The sequence below is a fragment of the Motiliproteus coralliicola genome, from assembly GCF_003345655.1.
In the GTDB taxonomy this organism is placed as follows: Bacteria; Pseudomonadota; Gammaproteobacteria; order Pseudomonadales; family Balneatricaceae; genus Motiliproteus; species Motiliproteus coralliicola.
In genome coordinates this window covers 149,984-171,137 of the sequence record NZ_QQOH01000006.1, presented here as the reverse complement: position 1 = coordinate 171,137, position 21,154 = coordinate 149,984, and the positions used below count along the sequence as shown (strand labels likewise).

At 58.6% G+C, this 21,154-nt stretch carries 19 protein-coding genes and 3 tRNA genes; 5 read left to right on the top strand and 17 right to left on the bottom strand.

Annotated elements, in window-relative coordinates:
* Positions 1-16: 16 nt before the first annotated feature.
* From DV711_RS18755 to DV711_RS18725, 7 genes are all read right to left on the bottom strand, one after another.
* A complete protein-coding gene (locus DV711_RS18755) occupies positions 17-1,195 on the bottom strand; it encodes a multiheme c-type cytochrome (RefSeq protein WP_114697268.1) in 1,179 nt (392 codons plus the stop codon).
* Positions 1,196-1,201: 6 nt separating this feature from the next.
* The gene (locus DV711_RS19575) at positions 1,202-2,230 is read right to left on the bottom strand and encodes a hypothetical protein (protein WP_207802695.1); all 1,029 of its coding nucleotides are present in this window, start codon (positions 2,228-2,230) and stop codon (positions 1,202-1,204) included.
* Positions 2,231-2,421: 191 nt separating this feature from the next.
* Complete coding sequence (locus DV711_RS18745) at positions 2,422-2,982, bottom strand: TlpA family protein disulfide reductase (protein WP_114697267.1); 561 nt, start codon at positions 2,980-2,982, stop codon at positions 2,422-2,424.
* Positions 2,983-3,034: 52 nt separating this feature from the next.
* Positions 3,035-3,415 (bottom strand): VanZ family protein, encoded by a 381-nt coding sequence (locus DV711_RS18740; protein WP_207802694.1) that lies wholly within the window; start codon positions 3,413-3,415, stop codon positions 3,035-3,037.
* A gap of 8 nt (positions 3,416-3,423) precedes the next feature.
* The gene (locus DV711_RS18735) at positions 3,424-3,705 is read right to left on the bottom strand and encodes a hypothetical protein (RefSeq protein WP_114697266.1); all 282 of its coding nucleotides are present in this window, start codon (positions 3,703-3,705) and stop codon (positions 3,424-3,426) included.
* A gap of 35 nt (positions 3,706-3,740) precedes the next feature.
* Positions 3,741-5,471 (bottom strand): arginine--tRNA ligase, encoded by a 1,731-nt coding sequence (gene argS, locus DV711_RS18730; RefSeq protein ID WP_114697265.1) that lies wholly within the window; start codon positions 5,469-5,471, stop codon positions 3,741-3,743.
* A gap of 148 nt (positions 5,472-5,619) precedes the next feature.
* A complete protein-coding gene (locus DV711_RS18725) occupies positions 5,620-6,540 on the bottom strand; it encodes a LysR family transcriptional regulator (protein WP_114697264.1) in 921 nt (306 codons plus the stop codon).
* A gap of 132 nt (positions 6,541-6,672) precedes the next feature.
* Here DV711_RS18725 and speB point away from each other — a divergent pair, with 132 nt between their 5' ends.
* A complete protein-coding gene (speB, locus tag DV711_RS18720) occupies positions 6,673-7,662 on the top strand; it encodes an agmatinase (RefSeq protein ID WP_114697263.1) in 990 nt (329 codons plus the stop codon).
* A 183-nt stretch (positions 7,663-7,845) separates the two neighbouring features.
* Here speB and DV711_RS18715 read toward each other — a convergent pair whose 3' ends face one another.
* From DV711_RS18715 to DV711_RS18670, 10 genes are all read right to left on the bottom strand, one after another.
* Positions 7,846-9,909 (bottom strand): GGDEF/EAL domain-containing response regulator, encoded by a 2,064-nt coding sequence (locus DV711_RS18715; protein WP_114697262.1) that lies wholly within the window; start codon positions 9,907-9,909, stop codon positions 7,846-7,848.
* A gap of 342 nt (positions 9,910-10,251) precedes the next feature.
* Positions 10,252-10,326, bottom strand: a tRNA-Gln gene (locus DV711_RS18710).
* A gap of 73 nt (positions 10,327-10,399) precedes the next feature.
* Positions 10,400-10,476: transfer RNA gene (locus DV711_RS18705), tRNA-Met, on the bottom strand.
* 95 nt (positions 10,477-10,571) lie between these two features.
* On the bottom strand, positions 10,572-11,663 hold the full coding sequence (ychF, locus tag DV711_RS18700; protein WP_114697261.1) for a redox-regulated ATPase YchF: 1,092 nt from the start codon (positions 11,661-11,663) through the stop codon (positions 10,572-10,574).
* Between the two features lie 82 nt (positions 11,664-11,745).
* Entirely contained in the window at positions 11,746-12,333 is a 588-nt protein-coding gene (pth, locus tag DV711_RS18695) for an aminoacyl-tRNA hydrolase (RefSeq protein ID WP_114697260.1), read from the bottom strand.
* Between the two features lie 37 nt (positions 12,334-12,370).
* Positions 12,371-12,955 carry a 50S ribosomal protein L25/general stress protein Ctc gene (locus DV711_RS18690; protein WP_114697259.1) on the bottom strand — a complete coding sequence of 195 codons (585 nt, stop codon included), beginning with the start codon at positions 12,953-12,955 and terminating at the stop codon, positions 12,371-12,373.
* 110 nt (positions 12,956-13,065) lie between these two features.
* A complete protein-coding gene (locus tag DV711_RS18685) occupies positions 13,066-14,010 on the bottom strand; it encodes a ribose-phosphate pyrophosphokinase (RefSeq protein ID WP_114697258.1) in 945 nt (314 codons plus the stop codon).
* Positions 14,011-14,064: 54 nt separating this feature from the next.
* Positions 14,065-14,139, bottom strand: a tRNA-Gln gene (locus tag DV711_RS18680).
* Between the two features lie 147 nt (positions 14,140-14,286).
* A complete protein-coding gene (gene lolB / locus DV711_RS18675; protein WP_114697257.1) occupies positions 14,287-14,949 on the bottom strand; it encodes a lipoprotein insertase outer membrane protein LolB in 663 nt (220 codons plus the stop codon).
* Positions 14,946-16,697 (bottom strand): tetratricopeptide repeat protein, encoded by a 1,752-nt coding sequence (locus tag DV711_RS18670; RefSeq protein ID WP_114697256.1) that lies wholly within the window; start codon positions 16,695-16,697, stop codon positions 14,946-14,948. The genes lolB and DV711_RS18670 overlap by 4 nt, the downstream gene beginning before the upstream one ends.
* Positions 16,698-17,085: 388 nt before the next feature.
* On the opposite strand from DV711_RS18670, the gene hemA reads away from it, so the two are divergent.
* The 4 genes from hemA to DV711_RS18650 all read left to right on the top strand — a co-directional run bounded on the left by hemA (position 17,086) and on the right by DV711_RS18650 (position 21,153).
* Positions 17,086-18,348: a glutamyl-tRNA reductase gene (gene hemA / locus DV711_RS18665; RefSeq protein ID WP_114697255.1), complete on the top strand. Its 1,263-nt coding sequence runs from the start codon at positions 17,086-17,088 to the stop codon at positions 18,346-18,348.
* A 76-nt stretch (positions 18,349-18,424) separates the two neighbouring features.
* Positions 18,425-19,501, top strand: a complete 1,077-nt coding sequence (gene prfA, locus DV711_RS18660) for a peptide chain release factor 1 (protein ID WP_114697254.1) — start codon at positions 18,425-18,427, stop codon at positions 19,499-19,501.
* A 15-nt stretch (positions 19,502-19,516) separates the two neighbouring features.
* Positions 19,517-20,395, top strand: a complete 879-nt coding sequence (gene prmC / locus DV711_RS18655; protein WP_207802693.1) for a peptide chain release factor N(5)-glutamine methyltransferase — start codon at positions 19,517-19,519, stop codon at positions 20,393-20,395.
* Positions 20,396-20,397: 2 nt separating this feature from the next.
* Entirely contained in the window at positions 20,398-21,153 is a 756-nt protein-coding gene (locus tag DV711_RS18650; RefSeq protein WP_207802692.1) for a HesA/MoeB/ThiF family protein, read from the top strand.
* Position 21,154 lies beyond the last annotated feature (1 nt).

Below are 21,154 nucleotides of genomic sequence, written 5' to 3'. Positions count from 1 at the left end.
TTGTTATGGGTTGGGTTCAGGGCAGTGCCAGGCGTTGCTCGAACAGGGTGAATTTTGAACTGCTGGCCTGTTCCAGCGCCTGTTCCAGCGCCGCGCGGCCGCGACGGGGCTGCCCGCTGTTGAGGGTGCTCTGATAAAAGTGCTGATAGAAAAAGTCCGGTTCGACCCAGATCCGTAAAACCAGCGAACGGGCCGATTCGGCGCGAGGCATCCGGTAGTCCAGCGCGCCGCTCTGTCCCGGTGCCAGTCGGGTATCGAAGATCTCCGCCGACAGGTTCAGGGCAACGCGGCGAGCGATGACGAAGTAGGACTCGGTACCGGAGATCCGCTCTCCACCAGCATCGGCCTGGTAGCCCTCGAGTACTACCTGTGGGGTGACATAGGTGGGAAAGCGGTGACCGGTACCGCTGTTGGTGACCGTTAAGCGGCCGCTGACCTGTCCGTCGATGGGCAGGCCCAGATTGGCATCGATCGTAACCCCCTGGCGTACCATCTCGGGATCATGGATGCCACGCCATTGGTGGCGACGGTCCGGCATGTGGCAGCTCTGACAGCTGACGCCCTGTTCTGGGTAAGGGCTGTCGAGCCATTCGTTATAGGTGTTCTCCAGCAGCTTGCCATTGAGGGCGAACTCGTTGGGTTCGAACTGGTGACAGGCGGCGCAAAACAGACTGTCTTTGAAGGCATGGCTTACATTCCAGCCGTTATGGGGGAGCGGTTGGTTAGGATCCGGAAAGCTGCCGTCCTTGCGGGCTGGCCCAAAGCGCTGGTGATTGCGGACATGGCAGGCTGCGCATATCAGTCCTTCCCGATGCAGGCCGCTGCTTTGGCCGGTCTGGATCTCAGCCACCAACGCATCGGCCTGTTCGGCCAGCGGAGCGTGGCAGCGTAGACAGCTTTGATGATCACCGCGGGCATGGGCGGGCATATCCAGTAACTGCCCCATCAGCCCCGGTCCCATCGCCTTGCTGTGCAGACTCTGGCTCCAGTCCGATTTCTGCTGTGGATGGCACAGGCCACAATCCAGTGGTGACAGCGACGCCTCCATGTCGGTGTAGTTGCTGGGTGGCTCTCCCTGGTGTGGGATCGGACGTTGCCAGTGCTGCTCCAGAAACCCACCGATGGCATCGGCATTGGCGCTGGATGCTACCAGCGCCAAGCTCAGGATGCCGCAGACGTAAAAGCCGAATAGCATAGCCGCTTAGCCGCCGCAGGGGTTTTTGGCCGCACAGGGATTAGCCGCGCAGGGGTTTTTCGCTGCACAAGGGTTGGCTGCGCAGGGGTTCTTGGCAGCACAAGGATTGGCTGCGCAAGGGTTTTTCGCTGCACAAGGATTGGCTGCGCAGGGGTTTTTGGCCGCACAGGGGTTGGCTGCGCAAGGGTTTTTGGCCGCACAGGGATTAGCCGCGCAAGGATTCTTCGCTGCACAGGGGTTTACCGCTGCCATCTGGTACTGCTTCTGCACTTTCTTGCTGTACTCGGTCAGTGCCGCCAGCTTTTTGGAATCCCAGGGCAGGGCTCGATTGGCCATCGGGGTGGTGATGCATAGTTGTACCATCTCTTCGAGGTGGATCTGATCTACGCCGCGGTCTGATGCCATCGCTACCGGATGGGGATAGGGTTGCTTGAAGGTGGCATTAAATGCCTGGTTGCCCGCATGGCAGGTGGCGCAGGAGAGGCCGTTGGTACTGAGGCTGGTGTCGGACCAGAGTTTTTTGCCTGCGGCCATCAGGCCTTTTTCATTACCGCCGTACATCTTTGACCCTAGCGGACGTACAAACTGACTGCTGTCAGCTTTGGCGGCACAGGGATTGGCTGTACAGGGGTTCTTTGCAGCACAAGGGTTGTGGGCGCAGGGGTTTTTAGCCGCACAGGGGTTGGCTGCACAGGGGTTCTTTGCAGCACAAGGGTTGTGGGCGCAGGGGTTTTTAGCCGCGCAGGGGTTGGCTGCACAGGGATTTTTTGCTGCACAAGGGTTGTGAGCGCAAGGATTTTTAGCCGCGCAGGGGTTGGCTGCACAGGGGTTTTTTGCTGCACAAGGGTTGTAAGCACAGGGATTTTTGGCCGCACAGGGGTTCTTGTGCGCGCAGGGATTGTGGGAGTGAGCCAGCTGGGTGTAACCAAACGGGTTGCTACTGTCTGCCCAGGCGCTGTTGTAGCCTAGCGCAAAACTGAACAGCAATACCAACAACACACCTAGCCGCTTCAGCAAGGAGTTGAATAAAGTCATGACCGGTTCCTTCTGTTGTTGTTGTCGTGGGAAACCTTCAGGGGCCTCTCATTCATGAACGTACAGAGCACCGCATAGCCGACAGCCGCTCGCGTTGTCGGAGCAGCGGTATCAAGCGCTAGACGCAGTGATCTCGACGCTGTTACAGCAGAAGGGTAATTATTAACGCTAGGGGCTTGTCATGGGCGGTATCACCTTGACTCCGGTCGGCTCTCGGCCAGGCTATCGATTAGAGCGATTGCCTGTGGGCTGTCCCACTCGGCCGAACCGATCAATTGGCCGGCCACCTTGCCGTCGGCATCGAGCAGAATGGTGGTCGGCAGCAGGGTCTGCCCCAGGGCGAACCCCAGCCGGCTGTTGATATCCCGGGCCAGCGGCAGCTGCGGAGCACCAACCCGGTTCAGCAGCTCGGCGATCTCGCCGGGATTGAGCAGGTCTTGGTTCAGGGTCAGCACCCGTGCCCGGTCACCCAGTTTCTGCTGTAACCGTTGCAAGGAGGCCATTTCACTCAGGCAGGTTGGACACCAGCTGGCCCAAAAGTTAATAACGACCGGCTTTCCTTGAAGTTCGCTTAGCTGACGGCTGCTGTTGTCACTATCGATATAGGCGATGGCCGGCGGTGCTACCCGTTCTTCTAAGGCTTGGTAAGCCTGGACATGGCCATGAAAGTCGATCTGGGCCCAGCCGGACACCGGTAGGCATAGCAGCAACAGCAGGGGCAGTATGCTTGGTTTGATCCCATGGACAGACATGGCGGCGGCTCTTCGGGGTATTTAGAGCCTAGACGTGCGTTTGGTGCGGTTGTTACAGCTTGTGCTCCGTTGTGGGTCGGAGCAGTCGTCGCAGCAGTAGGGCCAGACCGAGCCCACAGAGCAGGCCGCCGCCGTTGGCGGCAAGGTCGAGCCATTCGCCATAGCGGTTGACGTAGGGTTGGATCAGCTCGATCGCACCGCTCCAGCCCAGCATCAGCAGGATCAAGCCCGGCCAGAAACGGGGCTGGCGCCAAGCCAGCGGGAAGACCAGCGCAGCATAGGCGATAAGGTGATGGGTTTTGTCACTACCGGGAACTTCGGGCAGTTGGGGTAGCGGGCTCAACGACAGGATCGTGATAGCGCTGAGCAGCAGTAGCGTCAATGCTAGCCAATGACGATAAACGAGATTCAGCAGGCGGTGAATCAGCATCATCCGCTCTCTTAACCACCCAGGCCAAGGTAGCGATAGCAGATCAGGCCGAACAGCAGGTAAGCCGCCAGTGTAGCCGGGTAGGCTTTGTGGCCGATATCGCTACCGAGCAGCTTCTGCCGTGAGGCATAGGTCATTGCGGCGGCCACCAGGATCCACAGAAACTGGACCGAACCCAGCGACAGCTTCTCCATCCCGGCCGGGGGCTCGATCAGCGGCAGGGCCAGGACGCTCACGACCGCCAGCAGCAGATTGAGCCAGCCGAACAGTTCGGTCAGTCGATAGAGTTTCATCGGCGTCTCTCCGCTGCTGATACCGACGGCGCGGATTACATCCGCTCCATCACCTCGATGCCCAGCAGCTCCAATCCACTCTGTAGTACCTGGGCCGTGGAGTGGCTTAGGCGCAGGCGGCTGTCGCGGGTTTCGGTGGCGATATCGCTACGCAGCATCGGACAGGCTTCGTAGAACTTCATAAACAGGCTGGCCAGCTCGTAGAGGTAGTTGCACAGCTGGTGCGGGTAGGCGTCACGGGCCACCTGGTCGACCACTTCGCCGAACTGCAGCAGCTTCATCGCCAGCGCCTTCTCCTGCGGTTCGACCAGCTGCAGCGGCGCTTCGAGTTGCTCCGGGCTGATGCCAGCCTTGCGGAAGATGCTCTGGATCCGAGTGTAGGCATACTGCAGGTAAGGGGCGGTATTGCCTTCGAAGCTGAGCATGCTGTCCCAGCTGAAGATGTAATCGTTGGTGCGGGTCTTGGCCAGGTCGGCGTATTTGACCGCACCGATACCGATCTTGCGGGCTGCGTCGGCCTGCTCGTCGGCACTCAGATCGGAGTCTTTGTCTTTCAGAAGCTGGGCGGCACGGACCACCGCTTCGTCGAGCAGCTCACCCAGCTTGACGGTGCCACCGCTGCGGGTTTTGAACGGCTTGCCGTCCTCGCCCATCATGGTGCCGAACGGGTGGTGCTCCAGCGAGCAGTGCTCGGTGGCGAAGCCGGCCTTGCGACCGACCGCGAACACCTGCTTCATGTGCAGCGACTGGCGCGCATCGATAAAGTACAGCACCCGGTCGGCCTGCAGCTCCTGGCAGCGGTATTGCACTGCGGCCAGGTCAGTGGTGGCGTACAGGTAACCGCCGCCGGACTTTTGCACGATCATCGGCAGCGGGTTGCCCTCTTTGTCGGCCAGCTCGTCCAGAAATACCACCTGGGCGCCCTGGTCCTCGACCGCCAGCTTCTGCTGCTGCAGGGTTTCGATGATGCCTGGCAGTGCGTCGTTGTAGGCGCTCTCGGCGTGGATGTCACTGTGCTTCAAGGTGACGTTGAGCTTGCTGTAGATCTCTTCACTGTGGGCGACCGAGATGGCGATAAACTTACGCCACATCGCCAGCGCCGACTCTTCACCGGCCTGCAGCTTGACCACGTTGTCACGGGCGCGGGCGGCGAACTCGGGCTCGTCGTCAAAGCGGACCTTGGCGGCACGGTAGAAGGCTTCCAGGTCGGCCAGGGCAACGCCGTCATCCAGTTCCTGCTGGTCCTGCAGATGGGTGATCAGCATGCCGAACTGGGTGCCCCAGTCGCCGACGTGGTTCTGACGAATAATCTTGTGTCCCTGGGCTTCCAGGACCCGTGCCAGGGCATCGCCGATGATGGTCGAACGCAGGTGGCCGACGTGCATCTCTTTGGCCAGGTTGGGGGCCGAGTAATCGATCACTACGGTTTGGGGTTGGTCGGCGGCTTCGATTCCCAGGCGCTGTTGTTCCAGCTGGGTTACCTGATCGGCCAGCCAGCCGTTATCGAGGCTGATGTTGATAAAGCCGGGGCCCGCGATCTCGGTGCTGCTGGCGATGCCTTCCAGATCCAGCTGCTCGATGATTTTGGCGGCCAGTTCGCGGGGGTTGGTCTTCATCGCCTTGGCTGCGCCCATGGCGCCGTTGGCCTGGTAATCACCGAATTGCGGGTTTTTGCTCGGTGCCACCATCGGCTGACACTCGGCCGGAATACCGGCGGCGGTCATCGCTTCGCGGACACGGTGGTTGAGCAGATCACGGATGTTCATGGAGGGCTGATACCTGTCTGGCGCTATGGGGGGGCGGTGGCAAGTTTAGACTCGCCATTTCGAAGCCGGACCCCCGGTTCGAAAAAGCCCGCTAGGATAGCCTAATTTGGCCATTTAAACCACTTGTAGGGCCGGCTCCGAGCTGGATTCAGCGTGGTGCCAGGCAGTCCAGGAACTTGCTTACCAGCGGACTTTGAAAGCGTTGTTCACGGGTGATGGCATAGAACCGGGTCTGGTAGCTGAACAGCTCAGGATGGAGCGCTCGAAGCTGCTGTTGCAGCCCCAGCGCCGAGACGTAGGCTTCGGGCAGATAGCCGAGAAAGCCGCCGCTGCGGATCAGACGCAGACGGGCCTCGATATGGGGGGCATAGGCCGGCAGCCGGGGGCGCTCCAGTTGATTTCGTAGTTCCTGAGTGGCGCGGATTCTGGGGGTGCCGATCAGGTTTTGTTGATCCAGCGCCTCGAAGTCGAGCTCGTTGTCGGGGCGCGAATACCAGGGGTGCTGGCGGTCACAGTACAGGTGCATCTGCTCCTGGCCCAGCACCAGCAGCGTCAGGTCGGAAACGGGGCGCTCAAGATAGCTGATACCCAGACTGAGGCGCTCATCCCTGACGGCACGAACGACCTCCTCGGCGGCCAGGGTATGAAGGTCGAGAAATACTTCCGGTGCGTCCCGGTTAAATCGCCCCAGGGCCTGGTTGATTCGATCGCCGATCGGGCCGAACAGGTTTTCCGCCAATCCCAGATGCAGGTCCCCCAGCAGTCGTTCACGACCATCGCGGATGCTGCCCTGGAACTGTTCGATGGCGGTCAGCAGCTGACCGATGGCGGTGTAGACCCGTTGGCCCTGTTCGGTCAGGGCAAAACCGCGTCGGCCGCGCTGGCACAGACGCATGCCCAGGCGCAGCTCCAGATCGGCAAGGTAGTTGCTGATCGTCGACGCGGCGATATTGAGATCATCTTCGGCGGCGGCAATGCCGGCATTATCGACCACCGCTTTGAACACTCGCAGCAGTTTCAGATCGGTATCGGCCAGTTGGCCGGAAAGCGCGAGTTTTTGCTTGCCCATAGCTTTGTTTTATCAATGCTTAATTTACATACCTTTTTATATCCAAAGCTATGGTTTGGCAAATCATCGTTCTATCCCGGGCATCGTCGGTCTAGTCTGTGAATAAAGTTACCCGTACAAGCCGGAGGCAACATGTCAGAGCAAAATAACCCTGAGATCAAAGACACCGAAAAAACGTTCTATCAACCCATGGGCGGAAATGAGATGCCCCGCTTCGGTGGACCGGCAACCTTTATGCGATTGCCTCCGGTGGAGCTCAGCCCGACGCTCGATGCGGCCTTTATCGGCGTACCGCTGGATATCGGGGTTTCCAACCGCCCCGGTGCGCGCCTGGGACCGCGTGAGATCCGCGATGAGTCGCGGATGTTGCGTCCGTTCAATGTCTCCACCGGCGCGGATCCCTACAACAGCCTCTGCGTGGGGGATATCGGCGATGTGCCGATCAATACCTTCAATCTGCAAAAGAGCATCGACATTATCGAGCGCTACTACGATGAGGTGTTGGAGAACGACGTGATGCCACTGACCATCGGGGGCGATCACACCATTGCACTGCCGATTCTGCGGGCGCTGAAGAAGAAGCATGGACCGGTGGGGTTGGTGCATATCGATGCCCACGCCGATATCAACGATCACATGTTCGGCGAGAAGATAGCCCATGGCACCCCGTTCCGCCGTGCGGTGGAAGAGGGGTTGCTTGACTGCGAGCGGGTGGTCCAGATCGGTCTGCGAGGTACCGGTTATTCGATCGACGAATACGACTGGTCCAAAGAGCAGGGCTTCCGAGTGGTCCAGGCGGAAGAGTGCTGGCACAAGTCGCTGGAGCCGCTGATGGCCGAAGTGCGCGAGCAGGTCGGAGATGGTCCGGTCTACCTGAGCTTTGATATTGACGGTCTGGATCCGGCGTTCGCGCCGGGGACCGGAACCGCCGAGATCGGCGGTCTGACCACCCATCAGGGGATCGAGATCATCCGCGGTTGTCGGGGTATGAACCTGGTGGGAGGCGATCTGGTGGAGGTGTCACCGCCGTTCGATCAGAGTCGCAACACCTCGGTGCTGGCCGCCGGGCTGCTGTTCGAGATGCTTTGTGTGTTGCCTGGGGTCAACTACGTGACTCGCTAAGACCTCCGCATAACCGACTCAGCACCACATGGCGTGGTTGAAAACGGGTTCAAAATGCTCATTTACGTTCAGTAAACTGCGCTTTCTCACCCGTTTTCGCCTAACCCTGCGGTGCTGATCCTAGCTATGCAGAACTCTTTTCCTATCGAGTCTGGCTTGTCCGGGGCTTTAAAGTAGATCGGTCTAGCGATCGGCGAAGAAGTCGTAATCCATCTTCTCCCGCGGTGCCTGCAGGTAGTAGCCCTGGATGTACTGGACCCCGGAGAGGAACAGTTTGCTCATCACGTTGGTGCCTTCGACCAATGGGGCGACGATGGTCTTTTCACCCAGCCGCAGCGGCTCGATCAACTTATCAAACGCTTCATGTTTGTCCGGGCTGCTCAGCTCCTGAACGAAGGATCCATCCAGTTTGATGTACTGGGCTGGAATATGTCGCAGTACATTCTCCGAATCGATCGAACTGCCGTAGTGTTTGATGCAGGCGCGGGCGTGCAGCTGGGTCAGTCCCTGGGTGAAGATATTGGCGTACTTCAGGTAGCTGGAGGCGTCGGACTCGCTGAACTGGAAGATCAGACTGTCGCCGGGGACCTGGCTCTCCTTGAGCTGGTCGCGAATCCAGGTCAGCAGGCGAGGGTCTTCCAGCGACCGGCCGGTCAGGTTGATGAACAGCCGATTATGATTGCCCTTTTTATGTTCTTCGGCCAGCTGGCGAATGCTTTCGGCGATGACCCAGCGATCCAGTTCGGTACTGACCTCGGCATGGTCGAGCATGGTCAGGAACATATTCGGTGAGACTTCGTGCTTGTCCTTATCGATCAGCCGCAGCAGAACTTCGTAGACCGCATCGGTCGCTCCCTGCAGGCTGACCACCGGCTGAAACAGCAGTTTCAGGTTGTTGTCCTTGATCGCCTGGCGCAGTTTCTTGACCGACAGGCCTTCCTCTTCCGATTTCTCTTCCGGAATGTAGACGTTGACGCCGTTACCCTTGCTGCTCTTGCTGCGAACGCTCTCGGAGGCCACCTGAGCCAGGCGCAGTACCTCCTGGGAACTGGCGCTATCGGCGTTGATGGGGGTGATGCCGATGCTGCAGGTGGTCTGGATCTGGGCGCCGGCGGCTTCTGACAGGTTGTTTTCAATCGCCTTGCGGATCCCTTCGGCCAAGGTGCGGGCTTTGTCGGTTTCCGGGTCGCCAAAGATCACCACGAAGGCATCGAGATTGTAACGGCACAGCACGTGGGCGTGGTTGACCTGTTCGGTCAGAAGTTGGGCGGTGTCGCGAACGATGGTGTCGGCACCGTTGACCCCCAGCTCCGCCTTGATGGCGCTGAAGTTATCCAGCGAAATGTAGATCAGGTTGGCATCCTGCCCGGTTCGGACCGCCGACTGCAGCGATTGGTCGAGTCGTTTAGCCAGATAGAACTGGTTCTTCAGACCGGTAACCAGATCCTGTTCGGCCATCGCTTCGATAAAGGCATCTTCGCCCTGGGCATCCAGGTGAAGCTGGGTACACAGGGTTCGTTCAAAGCGTGACTGACTCAGTACCAGATTGGCGTTGAAGTTGGTGCCATCTGGTCGCTCAAGAGTGAGTTCGATCTCTTTGGAGACGCTGTCGTCGGCATGGTAGCCGGTTAGAAAGTCTGCCAGCTTGGTTTGATCATCAGCGGTCACCAGTGACTTCAACTCGATACCGAGGGTCTCTTTGTTCTGCTCAAAGCCAAGAATTTTTAGCAGCGACGGGTTGAGATAGATAAATTCATTATTACGGTTGAGAAAACCGATCTGTTCACTGGAGGTGTGTAGCAGCTCGCGGCAGCGCTTCTCGGTTTCCATCAAGTGGAATTCGGCTATGCGACGACGACGACGGGATTCGAGCTGATAGAGCTCACGGCGGATCACCATCACCGCCATTTCAGCCTGGTCGGCTGGTATCACTTCGTTGGCTTTGAGCTTCAGCCCTTCGATACGGTGTTGAGGGTCGCTGTTTTCGGCCAGGGCGATGACCGGGATATCTTTGTTGTGGTGATTAAGCCTTTTACCCAGATCTTCAAGGCCGGGCTCGCTACCCAGCTGATACAGGATCAGGTCCCACTGTTGCGCCTGCAGTGCCTGTTCCAGCGGCTCTCCGGCTTCCACCAATACAGCCCGGGGCGCCAGCCGTGAGCTGCGCAGTAGCGACATGATGGGCTCTGATCTGTCTGAGCTGACACCGATCAGCAACAGCTGAAGGCTTTGACGCAGTTTCTGCATGGGTCCCTTATCCCGGGTTGTTATTAGATCCAAAGCAATTAGCCCGCAGATAAGTAAAGCCAGATCTTATTGGCAGGCAGCTTAAGACTACACGTTTGAATCGTAAGAATCATTGCCCTGGAACAAAAACGTACCACGGAGGTATAGGGCTAAGTCATTGGATGGAATCGGGAAGATAAAGATGGCTGGGGTAGCGGGATGATCCGGGCTTTGCCCGGCCCCTTCGGGTCGTCATTACTGCGCAATGGCGATGCGTCGCGGCTTAGCCGCTCGGCTCAAACCTGCGCAGGTTCGAAGGCTATAGCTTCATTACTATTAATGCTTGGGTGTGAGGAATGAAGATGGCTGGGGTAGCAGGATTCGAACCTGCGCATGACGGGATCAAAACCCGTTGCCTTACCGCTTGGCGATACCCCAGCAATGGTGAAGACGGTTGCTAGAAGTTAGCGAGTTGTCTTCAATCTCTTTCGGTTAAGAGAACCGGAAGAAGTGGTGGCTATGACTAGATTCGAACTAGTGACCCCATCATTATGAGTGATGTGCTCTAACCAACTGAGCTACATAGCCGCCGAATGAGGCGCGAATTATTCCCTGAAGCCGGGGGTGTGTCAACACCTCTTTTGAAAAGTTTTTAAACTTTTTAGGGCTTGATTAAACCTTGATCAAACGTTGAAGCGGAAGTGGATAACATCGCCGTCGTTAACGATGTAGTCCTTGCCTTCCAAGCGCCATTTGCCAGCCTCTTTGGCGCCCTGTTCACCGTTGTGCTCGATAAAGTCATCGTAGCCGGTGACCTCGGCGCGGATAAAGCCTTTCTCGAAGTCGGTGTGGATCACTCCAGCAGCCTGCGGCGCGGTGGCATCCTTGCGGACGGTCCAGGCACGGACTTCCTGAACCCCGGCGGTGAAGTAAGTGTGGAGGTTGAGCAGACCGTAGCCGGCGCGGATAACCCGATCCAACCCGGGCTCATCCATGCCCAGGTCGGCCAGGAATTCGTTGCGCTCTTCGTCATCCAGCTCGGCGATCTCCGCTTCGAGCTTGTTGCAGATGGCGACTACTTCGGCGCCTTCTTTTTCGGCTAGCTCACGGACCTGATCCAGGTGCGGGTTGGCTTCGAAGCCATCTTCGTCGACATTGGCGATATACATGGTCGGCTTGATGGTCAGCAGGTTCAGTGATTTGATCTCTTTGCGCTCATCGTCGCTCAGTTCGACCGAGCGGACCGGCTCGCCGCGCTCAAGGGGTCCTTTGAGCTTCTCCAAGATGGCCTTGGTTTTCAGGGCGTCTTTGTTGCCGCTCTTGGCAACGCGTTGAACCTTGTCCAGTTGCTTTTCGACCGACTCCAGGTCGGCCAGCGCCAGTTCGGTGTTGATAATGTCGATATCGGCCAACGGATCGATCTGGTTGGCAACGTGGATAACGTTTTCATCTTCAAAGCAGCGCACCACGTGGGCGATGGCATCGGTCTCGCGGATGTTGGCCAGGAACTTGTTACCCAGACCTTCGCCCTTAGAGGCGCCTTCGACCAGACCAGCGATATCGACAAACTCCATCGTGGTGGCGATCACCTTCTGCGGGTTGACGATTGCGGCTAGTTTGTCGAGCCGCGGGTCCGGCATCGCCACCACGCCGGCGTTGGGTTCGATGGTACAGAACGGGAAGTTTTCGGCACCGATACCGGCTTTGGTCAACGCATTGAAGAGGGTCGATTTGCCGACATTGGGCAGGCCGACGATTCCGCAATTAAATCCCATGATCTGATCCTGTGGTTATTCCTGCTTGCTATAGCAGGCCATTGAAAATGTACTCTGAGCGATACTCAGGGTTTGAAACTGTTCAGGGTTTGAAGCTATGTAGCCGGGTCATCGCCTTGGTCAGGCCGTCACGCAGCAGTACCGGCAGGCAGGCCAGCGCTTCGTCGGTGGCGGCTTGGGTCAGGTTGCGCTCACTGCTCGGGGCGCGGCCCAGCACAAAACTATGAACTAGCTTGGCATTGCCGGGGTGGCCGATGCCGACCCGCAATCGCAGAAAGGCGTTACTGCCGCCGAACTTCTGGATGATATCCCGCAGACCGTTGTGGCCGCCGTGGCCGCCGCCTTTTTTCAGCTTGGCGCAACCGGGGGGGATATCCAGCTCGTCATGAACCACCAGTACGGACTCAACCGGGATTTTGTAGTAACTGGCGAGTGCCTGTACGGCCTGACCGCTCAGGTTCATAAAGGTAGTGGGGACGAGGAGGTGGAGTTCGTGACCGTCAAGGCGGGCTTTGCTGTAGCGACCGTGAAAGCGTTTCTCGGGGCTCAGCGGGCTGTGCAGCTGATCGGCCAGCTGCTCAACCAACTCGGCCCCTGCATTATGGCGGGTCTGATCATACTTGGTACCGGGGTTGCCCAGTCCGACGATCAATTTGACCTGCTCGGTCATAATACAGAGGCCGTTTCGTTAGCGGGTGAAGCGAGGCTTAGCTGCCGCGCTTACGAGCGATGGTGGCAACCGGCTGGTTGTGGTCCGCACCCAGTTTCAGGGACGGGATCTCAACGCCTTCCGGCAGCTGAACGTCGGACAGGTGAACGATCTGACCCACTTCAACGTTCTGCATGTCAACGCTCAGGAACTCAGGCAGAGTTTCCGGGGTACAGGCGATTTCAACCTGGTTAACGATGTGAGATGCCTTACCACCCAGCTTGATCGCGGAACACTTGTCTTCGTTGATGAAGTGCAGCGGCACAGTGATGGTGAAGGTTTCGCCGTTAACGGCGCGCTGGAAGTCAGCGTGCAGTACCAGCTGCTTGGCCGGGTGACGCTGCAGGTCCTTCAGGATAACTTTCTGCTCGGCACCGTCGACACTCAGGGTCAGCAGGCTGGAGAAGAAGGACTCGGACTCGGCGGCTTTGATAATCGCCTTGTGCTCCAGAGTGATGGACTGCGGCTCTTCCTTGCCGCCGTAGATAACGGCAGGAATCAGGCCAGCTTCACGACGCAGGCGGCGGCTCGCACCTTTCCCCAGGTCGTTACGGGCTTGGGCGTTCAGAGTAAATTCAGACATTTTGTCTTCCTTTCAGTTAAGGCTGTGAGCTCTTGCGACCAGAGGTTCACAGCGTGGCTTATCGCCTGTGCCTTAACGCGGCCAGGCGGTTGGCTTAGCGTGATGTCTGCTTACTGCAGGAACATCGCGCTGATGGATTCTTCATTGCAGACCCGGCGGATCGATTCGGCCAGCAGATCTGACAGGGTCAGCTGACGGATGCGATCACAAGCCTTGGCTTCCTCGCTGAGCGGGATGGTGTCGGTCACAACCAGCTCATCAAGACTGGAGTTGTTGACGTTTTTGATCGCCTTGCCGGACAGGACCGGGTGGGTGGCGTAGGCCACAACCTTGGCGGCGCCATGTTCTTTCAGGGCGTCGGCGGCCTTGCACAGGGTGCCGGCGGTGTCACACATGTCGTCGACCAGGACACAGGTACGACCGGTGACGTCACCGATGATGTGCATAACCTGAGACTCGTTGGCCTTCTCGCGACGCTTGTCGATGATCGCCAGGTCGGTGTCGAGCTGCTTGGCCACGGCGCGGGCGCGAACTACACCGCCAACGTCCGGTGAAACCACGATCGGGTTGTCGTAGTTCTGGGCTTCGATGGCGCTCAGTAGTACCGGGGAACCGTAGACGTTATCCACCGGAATATCGAAGAAGCCCTGAATCTGGTCGGCGTGCAGGTCGACGGTCAGTACGCGGTCGATACCGACGTTGGCCATCATGCTGGCAATAACCTTGGCGCTGATCGGCACTCGGGCTGAACGGGGGCGGCGATCCTGACGGGCGTAACCGAAGTAGGGAACCACCGCGGTAACGCGGGTTGCTGAGGCGCGGCGCAGGGCGTCGGCCATCAGGATCAGTTCCATCAGGTTGTCGTTGGTCGGTGCGTTGGTGGACTGGATGATAAAGACATCCTTGCCACGAACGTTTTCGTTCAGCTCCACAGCGATTTCACCATCACTGAACTGTCCGACAGTGACATTTCCCAGTGAAATACATAGCTTCTTGACGACCTTGTCAGCCAGCTCCGGATTGGCGTTTCCGGTAAAGACCATGAGTTTTGACACGATGGACACCTTTGGGCAGAAGATGGGGGCTGTGGGAGTACCGTTTAAATAAGATGGCTGGGGTAGCAGGATTCGAACCTGCGCATGACGGGATCAAAACCCGTTGCCTTACCGCTTGGCGATACCCCAACATATTCGGTCTGGACAAAATTTGGCCAGGGCCGTTTTTAAAGACGGCGTATTCTCCTAGATGGGCTCGGCCGTGTCAATTCAAAACGTGGTGGTTTTTTGAGCGTGCTGGAGAGCTTGGCGGGCAGTGCCTGCGGTACCGAACAGTCAGCCGTTATCGGCGCTCAATGTCGGCTCCAGTTGCCACTGCTTGAGTACCATCAGCAGGCGCAGTTCGTTGCCGCGGCGAAGCTCGATTTTGCGTGGCAGCAGGGCTCGAGTTTGGCTCGGGTTGGCGGCATTCTGCGGTGATTGCTGTTGATAGCCCAGGTAGCGGATGTCCCAACCCCCCTGGTGCAGTCGTTCGAGTCGGTTGTAGTTGTCCAGTACCTTTATATGGGCCTGCTCCGGGGCTGGCAAACCGCGGATCCAATAGGGCATCTGGCTGACCGGGACGCTCCAGCCCAGGCGTTGTTGCAACAGCTGTTCGGGAGAATCTGCGTGGTAGCGACCTTCGCCGCTGACCTCCAGAGTGATTCCCAGGCGTTCAGACCCCTCGATATTGACGGCTCCCTGCCCCAGTGGGCCGGCCATAAAGATCCGGTAATGATCCAGATTCTGGGACCAGTTCAGACTGGCCGAATCTCGGCGATCACCATTTCGGATGCTGACCTTACCCAGCACGGTCCAGCGACTGAGCGGCAGCAATTGTTGGCTGCGTTCCTGCCAGCTCAGCAGCGGGCCGGTTTCGATCACGGGTTGCTGTGGTTGGATGCCGCAACCGGCCAGCAACACCAGCAGCGCCAGCGTGGTTAACCGGATGGCGTTCATTGCTGTTCGGCCTGGCGCATGGCATCAAGGATCAGCTCGCTGCCGGGGTCCCGTTGAAGGGCTTCGTTCCAGACCTGACGGGCTTGTTCCGGCTGCCCCAGCTTCCAGTAGACCTGACCCAGATGGCTGGCGATCTCCGGATCGGGGAAGCTCTGGTAGGCGCGCAACAGATACTCCAGCGCTAGGCGGTAGTCGCCGAGGTTGTAGTGGGCCCAACCCATGCTGTCGAGGATCGCCGGATCATCGGGTTTGAGTTTCAGGGCCTGGCGAATCAGCACCAATGCCTCGTCATGACGATCGGTGCGATCGGTGAGGCTGTAACCCAGCGCATTCAAGGCCGTGGCGTTGTCGGGCTCGAGTTCCAGCAGGCGACGCAGGTCGGTTTCCATCTGCTCCAGATCATCGGTCTGCTCGCTGAGCATGGCGCGGTTATAGAGCAGTTGGGTGTCATCGGGATGTTGCTCCAGGCCGCGGCCGTAGGTCTCCAGTGCCCGGCGCTGCAGATCGCGCTCGGTCAGCCACTGGGCTTCGAGGGCGAACAGTGTGGCGCTTCGATCCGGCGCCAGGGTGCGGGCATTGTCCAGCAGCTTGATCAGGGTCGGAGCATCGTCGGGACTGTCGAGCATTTTGGCGGCTTCGGCCATCCCCGCGACCAGATAGTTGGATTTACCGATCTTGCCGAAGTGATCCAGCGCCAGGGCTTTATCGCCCTGCTCGTGGGCGATGCGTCCCAGGTAATAATGTAGGGTCGAGTTGGGCCCTACCGCCTGGCTCAGGGCGGTGAAGTACTCTTTGCTCGAATCGATCAGGTCATACTCGAGCATCAGGGCCCCAAGATAGAACTTGAGGTTATGGTCGTTGGGATGGTTTTCCAGTAGCAGATCGCCCTGCTGAACCGCCGTTTCGGTCTGTCCCTTCTGCAGCAGCAGGCGAGTGTAGAGAGTGCGGATCTGCTTATGGTCGCGCTTGTTCAGCTCTTCGCGCAGGTGGCCCAGCGCGGTATCCAGGTGGCCGCTGCGGGCTTGCAGATCCGCTTCAAGCAGAATCGCTCGGTCGAATGACGGATCCAGGCTCAAGGCTTGCTGCGCCAGCGCCAGGGCTTGCGTTTCATCGCCGCCACCAGCGCCGTGAGGGTTGTGGCGTAGCAGGCTCGCTTTGGCATACAGCAGGTGGGGTTGCTCGGGCTGTTGCTGCAGTAGCTGATCGATCAGCTCCAGATAGGCGTCACGCTCTTTCGAGCCCATGCGCTGGCTGCGCTCGGCCAGGGCGTCGACGGTGGCCAGTGAATTGCTTTTCAGGGCGCTGGCCAGCAGGGGTTTGGCCTGCTCCAGCTGGCCTCGTCGGATCAGCTCGGCCGCGGCCAGCCCTGCCGGTCGTGGGTTATCCGGCTCCAGTTTGTGCCACAGCTGGGCCGCCGTCAGCAGGCTGCCGGCATCGCGGTAGTGCTGGGCCAGCAGGGTGGCGCGACGGGCAATGTTGATATCCTGGGTCCGCTCAGCTTCGCGCAGGTAATTATGCATGGTGACCTGGGGCAGGCCGCGGTTGGCGGCCAGCTCGGCGACCAGCAGGGCGTACAGGGTCGCGCCTTTGAAACTGCCGCTGGCTTGTGGCTCGGTCTGACTCGGCGATTCCTGTTCGGCCCTAGCCTGAATGTCAGGCTGGCTGGGCTGCATACTGCAGGCGCTGAGCAGAATCAGTGCTGAGCTCAATCCGAGGGGGCGGAGGTACTGTCTAAAAACGGCGTTCATAGGGGCTGCGGATGCCTTTGCTAATTGGGCGAGTCTGTCGCTCGTAGTAACTATAAGGGTGTTCGGGTTATGTTGTCAGGTATTGAGCATTCCTGACTTTTATCAATGTGCTAACCGCACTATACACTCAGAATAGACGGCCTATCGTCTCTGGTCCGTTGCTGTCGCTGAAAAGAGATTGGCGCGGTCAGCGTTCGAAGTCTGAACAGATTCGGCTTTCTTTCGGATGTAGACAACGGATCGGGCGTTATTGCTGCGGTGAATGTTAAATTCCTGCGGCGGATATCAATTAGTGGTCAAATTACGCGGAATGACTTAATCCCTAGATCATCAGCGTGTATTATTGTCCGCCCCTGTTTTGTTGGGAGTTGGAGTTTAACTCGCTCAAATGGCGTTACTTGCGTTAGGTATCAACCATAAAACCGCTTCGGTTTCGGTGCGTGAAAAGGTGGCTTTCGCTCCTGAGCAGATGGAACAGGCCCTTTCTAGTGCCTGTGACCAAGCTGGACTCAAGGAGGTCGCCATCCTGTCGACCTGCAACCGTACCGAGCTCTACTGTTCGGCCCCACTCGAGGGCAGCCGGGCGTTGTTGGAGTGGATGGGCGGTTTTCACGGTCTCAGTTTTGAGGAGCTGGAATCCTGTAGCTATACCTACTGGGATGAGGATGCTGCGCGCCATATGATGCGAGTCGCTAGCGGGCTGGACTCGCTGGTGTTGGGTGAGCCCCAGATTCTGGGCCAGCTGAAATCCAGCTACGCGGTGGCCAGTTCGGCCAAGTCGTTGCATGCTGAGTTGGGCCGCCTGTTCCAGCACACCTTCTCCATCGCCAAGAAAGTTCGTACTCAGACCGCCATCGGTGAGAACCCGGTTTCGGTCGCCTATGCGGCGGTCAGTTTGTCGCAGCATATATTTACCGACCTGAGTAAAAGTAATGCGCTGTTGATCGGTGCCGGTGAAACGATCGATCTGGTGGCTCAACACCTGAGCCGGGCCGGAATCAAGCAGATCGTGGTTGCCAACCGTACCCTCGAGCGCGCCCAGGCGTTGGCTGAGCAGTTTCAGGCCAAGGCGGTGCTGTTGTCAGATATCCCGGACGAGTTGGTCAATGCCGATATCGTGATCTCCTCCACTGCCAGTCCGCTGCCGATCCTGGGTAAGGGGGCGGTTGAGCGCGCGTTGAAGGCGCGTAAACACAAGCCGATGTTTATGGTCGATATTGCCGTGCCGCGGGATATCGAACCCCAGGTCAGTGACCTGTCGGATGTTTATCTCTACACCGTCGATGACCTGCGCGAGGTGATCGAGGAGAACGTTAAGTCCCGCGAGAGCGCCGCCAAGGAAGCTGAAGCGCTGGTGGAACAGGGCGCCCGTGAGTTCATGCATCAGCTGCGTTCCCTGGGGGCCACCGATACGTTGCGAGCGCTACGTTCCAAGGCCGAGTCGGTTCGTGATCTGGAGCTGGAAAAGGCACTCAAGCAGCTAGAGAACGGCAAGGATGCAGCCCAGGTGATGCAGCAGCTGGCCCGGGGTCTGACCAACAAACTGATCCACTCCCCCAGCGTGCAGATGAAAAACGCCATGGCTCAGGGCCGGGTGGAGATGCTGGAACTGACCCACGAACTGTTCGAGCTGGCCGTCGACAACGATTAGACGCCGGTCTGATACCTTTGAGCGGTGGCTGCTATAGTAGGCTACCGCCTCTTTCCCTCACTCTTCGAAGATCGCCATGAAAGCCTCAATCCTGACCAAGCTCGATACCCTCAAAGACCGCTACGAAGAACTGGCCGCCCTGCTTGGCGATGCCGAAGTAATCAGCGATCAGAACCGTTTCCGTGACCTGTCGAAGGAATACGCCGAGCTGGAACCGGTGGTGCAGAGCTTCAGCGAGTACCAACAGGTACAGCAGGACCTGGCCGAGGCCGAGGATATGCTGGCCGATCCTGAGATGAAGGAGATGGCCGAAGAGGAGATTGCCGACGGTCAGCAGCGTCTGACCGGGCTGGAGGACGAGCTGCAGCGGTTGCTGCTGCCGAAAGACCCCAATGACGGTTACAACACCTTCCTCGAGATCCGTGCCGGTACCGGTGGCGACGAGGCGGCGATCTTTGCCGGTGACCTGTTCCGGATGTATTCCAAGTACGCCGAGCAGCAGGGCTGGCGGATCGAAGTGATCAGTGAAAATGCCGGTGAGCACGGCGGCTACAAAGAGATTATCACCCGGGTCGTGGGTAAAGATGTCTACTCGCGGCTCAAGTTCGAATCCGGCGCCCATCGGGTACAGCGGGTTCCGGAAACCGAATCCCAGGGCCGGATTCATACCTCGGCCTGCACCGTCGCGATCATGCCGGAGGCGGAGACCACCGAAGAGGTGGAGATCAACAAGGCCGACCTGCGGGTCGATACCTTCCGTGCCTCGGGTGCCGGTGGTCAGCACGTCAACAAGACCGATTCGGCGATCCGAATCACCCATATTCCGACCGGTATCGTGGTCGAGTGTCAGGAAGAGCGCTCGCAGCATAAGAACCGTGCCAAGGCGATGTCGCTGCTCAGCGCTCGGATTCTGGCCGGCATTCAGGAGCAGCAGGCTGCGGCCCAGGCCGATACCCGCAAGAGCCTGGTGGGCAGCGGCGATCGCTCCGAACGCATCCGTACCTACAACTATCCTCAGGGTCGGGTTACCGATCATCGTATCAACCTGACTCTCTACAAGCTGGCCGAGGTGATGGAAGGTGATGTGAACGCGGTCATCAATCCGCTGATCCAGGAACACCAGGCCGAGCTGTTGGCGGCCATGGGCGATTGATCTCGGATCATCAGAGTGTCCAACGTTTCCACATTGGCCGAACTGCTGGCGCGAGCCGGCGAATTGAAAGCCGTTTCTGATAGCCCGGAGCTCGATCTGCAGCTGTTGCTCTGCTCTGTGCTGGATAAGCCGCGCAGCTATCTCTATACCTGGCCGGAACGATCGCTCAGTTTCGAACAGCAGCAGCAATTTGAACAGTTGCTGCAGCGCCGGCTCGACGGCGAGCCGATTGCCCATATTCTGGGTCAGGGTGATTTCTGGACCCTGACGCTGGAGGTGAATAGCTCAACCCTGATCCCTCGGCCTGAGACCGAGCTGCTGGTTGAGTTAGCCCTGGCGATGGGAGAGCAGCTTGACCAGCACAAAGTTCGAGTCGCGGATCTGGGGACCGGAACCGGTGCGATTGCGCTGGCGCTGGCTTCCGAACAGCCGCGCTGGCAGATCAGCGCGGTCGAGTTCAATCCGCAGGCGGCGGTGCTGGCTGAACGTAATCGGCAGCGATTGAAACTTAATAATGTCGAGGTTCTTCAGGGCAGCTGGTGTGAACCGCTTTGCGGAAGTTTCGATCTGATTATCAGTAATCCGCCCTATATTGATGCCGAAGATCCGCACCTGAGTCAGGGGGACGTCCGCTTTGAGCCCAGTAGTGCACTGGTGGCGGCGCAGCAGGGCTTGGCCGATATCCTGACCATCACCGAGCAGGCGCTCGATCGCCTCAAACCCGGTGGCTGGTTGATGTTCGAGCACGGTTTCGAACAGGGTGAGCCGGTGCGCGAGATATTGCGGCGGGCCGGTTATCAGCAGGTGGAGACTCACCGAGATCTGGCTGGACACGAGCGGGCCACCGTCGGGCAGTTTCCACCAACGGGAGAGCCGAATACAGGAGATGCATAACCATGATGAATGATTCGCAGCTGTTGCGTTACAGTCGGCAGATTATGCTGCCTGAGGTCGATGTCGACGGTCAGGAAAAACTGTTGGCGGCGCGGGTGTTGGTGATTGGTCTCGGTGGTCTTGGATCGCCGGTCGCGCTCTACCTGGCTGCCGCGGGCGTCGGCGAGCTGGTACTTAGCGACTTCGACGAGGTGGATCTGAGCAATCTGCAACGTCAGATTGCCCATGGGCAGGATGATATCGGCCGCCCCAAGGTCGAATCGGCTCGCGATCAAATTCTGCAGATCAACCCGGATGTTCGGGTGACCACGCTGAATCAGCGCCTTGAAGAGCAGGAACTACTGGACCAGGTGGCTGCCGCCGATGTGGTGGTCGATTGTTGCGATAATTTCGTGACCCGTTTTGCGATCAATGAAGCCTGTGTGCGGCAGCAGACGCCGTTGGTTTCCGGTGCGGCGATTCGGCTGGAGGGGCAGGTCAATGTATTCGACAGCCGCAATCCGGACAGTCCCTGTTATCGCTGTCTGTTCCCGGATGGCGGTGACGATGCAGCGCTGACCTGTGCCGACAGTGGGGTGATTGCACCCTTGGTCGGGATGATCGGGACCACCCAGGCGCTGGAAACCCTGAAAGTGATCACCGGTTTCGGTCGCTCACTGGTGGGGCGTTTGTTGCTGCTCGATGCCAAATATTTGGAGTGGCGTAGTTTAAACTTGGGTAAGGATCCGGACTGCCCGGTTTGCGGCAAGTCGGAATAAT

Excerpts from the sequence above, each read along its gene's own strand:
- DV711_RS18725 (WP_114697264.1), bottom strand. The coding sequence starts at position 6,540 with ATGGGCAAGCAAAAACTCGCGCTTTCCGGCCAACTGGCCGATACCGAT.
- prfA (WP_114697254.1), top strand. The coding sequence starts at position 18,425 with ATGAAAGCCTCAATCCTGACCAAGCTCGATACCCTCAAAGACCGCTAC.
- DV711_RS18690 (WP_114697259.1), bottom strand. The coding sequence starts at position 12,955 with ATGTCTGAATTTACTCTGAACGCCCAAGCCCGTAACGACCTGGGGAAA.
- pth (WP_114697260.1), bottom strand. The coding sequence starts at position 12,333 with ATGACCGAGCAGGTCAAATTGATCGTCGGACTGGGCAACCCCGGTACC.
- DV711_RS18715 (WP_114697262.1), bottom strand. The coding sequence starts at position 9,909 with ATGCAGAAACTGCGTCAAAGCCTTCAGCTGTTGCTGATCGGTGTCAGC.
- hemA (WP_114697255.1), top strand. The coding sequence starts at position 17,086 with ATGGCGTTACTTGCGTTAGGTATCAACCATAAAACCGCTTCGGTTTCG.
- DV711_RS18650 (WP_207802692.1), top strand. The coding sequence starts at position 20,398 with ATGATGAATGATTCGCAGCTGTTGCGTTACAGTCGGCAGATTATGCTG.
- speB (WP_114697263.1), top strand. The coding sequence starts at position 6,673 with ATGTCAGAGCAAAATAACCCTGAGATCAAAGACACCGAAAAAACGTTC.
- DV711_RS18670 (WP_114697256.1), bottom strand. The coding sequence starts at position 16,697 with ATGAACGCCGTTTTTAGACAGTACCTCCGCCCCCTCGGATTGAGCTCA.
- ychF (WP_114697261.1), bottom strand. The coding sequence starts at position 11,663 with ATGGGATTTAATTGCGGAATCGTCGGCCTGCCCAATGTCGGCAAATCG.
- DV711_RS18745 (WP_114697267.1), bottom strand. The coding sequence starts at position 2,982 with ATGTCTGTCCATGGGATCAAACCAAGCATACTGCCCCTGCTGTTGCTG.
- DV711_RS19575 (WP_207802695.1), bottom strand. The coding sequence starts at position 2,230 with ATGACTTTATTCAACTCCTTGCTGAAGCGGCTAGGTGTGTTGTTGGTA.
- DV711_RS18735 (WP_114697266.1), bottom strand. The coding sequence starts at position 3,705 with ATGAAACTCTATCGACTGACCGAACTGTTCGGCTGGCTCAATCTGCTG.
- lolB (WP_114697257.1), bottom strand. The coding sequence starts at position 14,949 with ATGAACGCCATCCGGTTAACCACGCTGGCGCTGCTGGTGTTGCTGGCC.
- argS (WP_114697265.1), bottom strand. The coding sequence starts at position 5,471 with ATGAACATCCGTGATCTGCTCAACCACCGTGTCCGCGAAGCGATGACC.
- DV711_RS18740 (WP_207802694.1), bottom strand. The coding sequence starts at position 3,415 with ATGATGCTGATTCACCGCCTGCTGAATCTCGTTTATCGTCATTGGCTA.
- DV711_RS18755 (WP_114697268.1), bottom strand. The coding sequence starts at position 1,195 with ATGCTATTCGGCTTTTACGTCTGCGGCATCCTGAGCTTGGCGCTGGTA.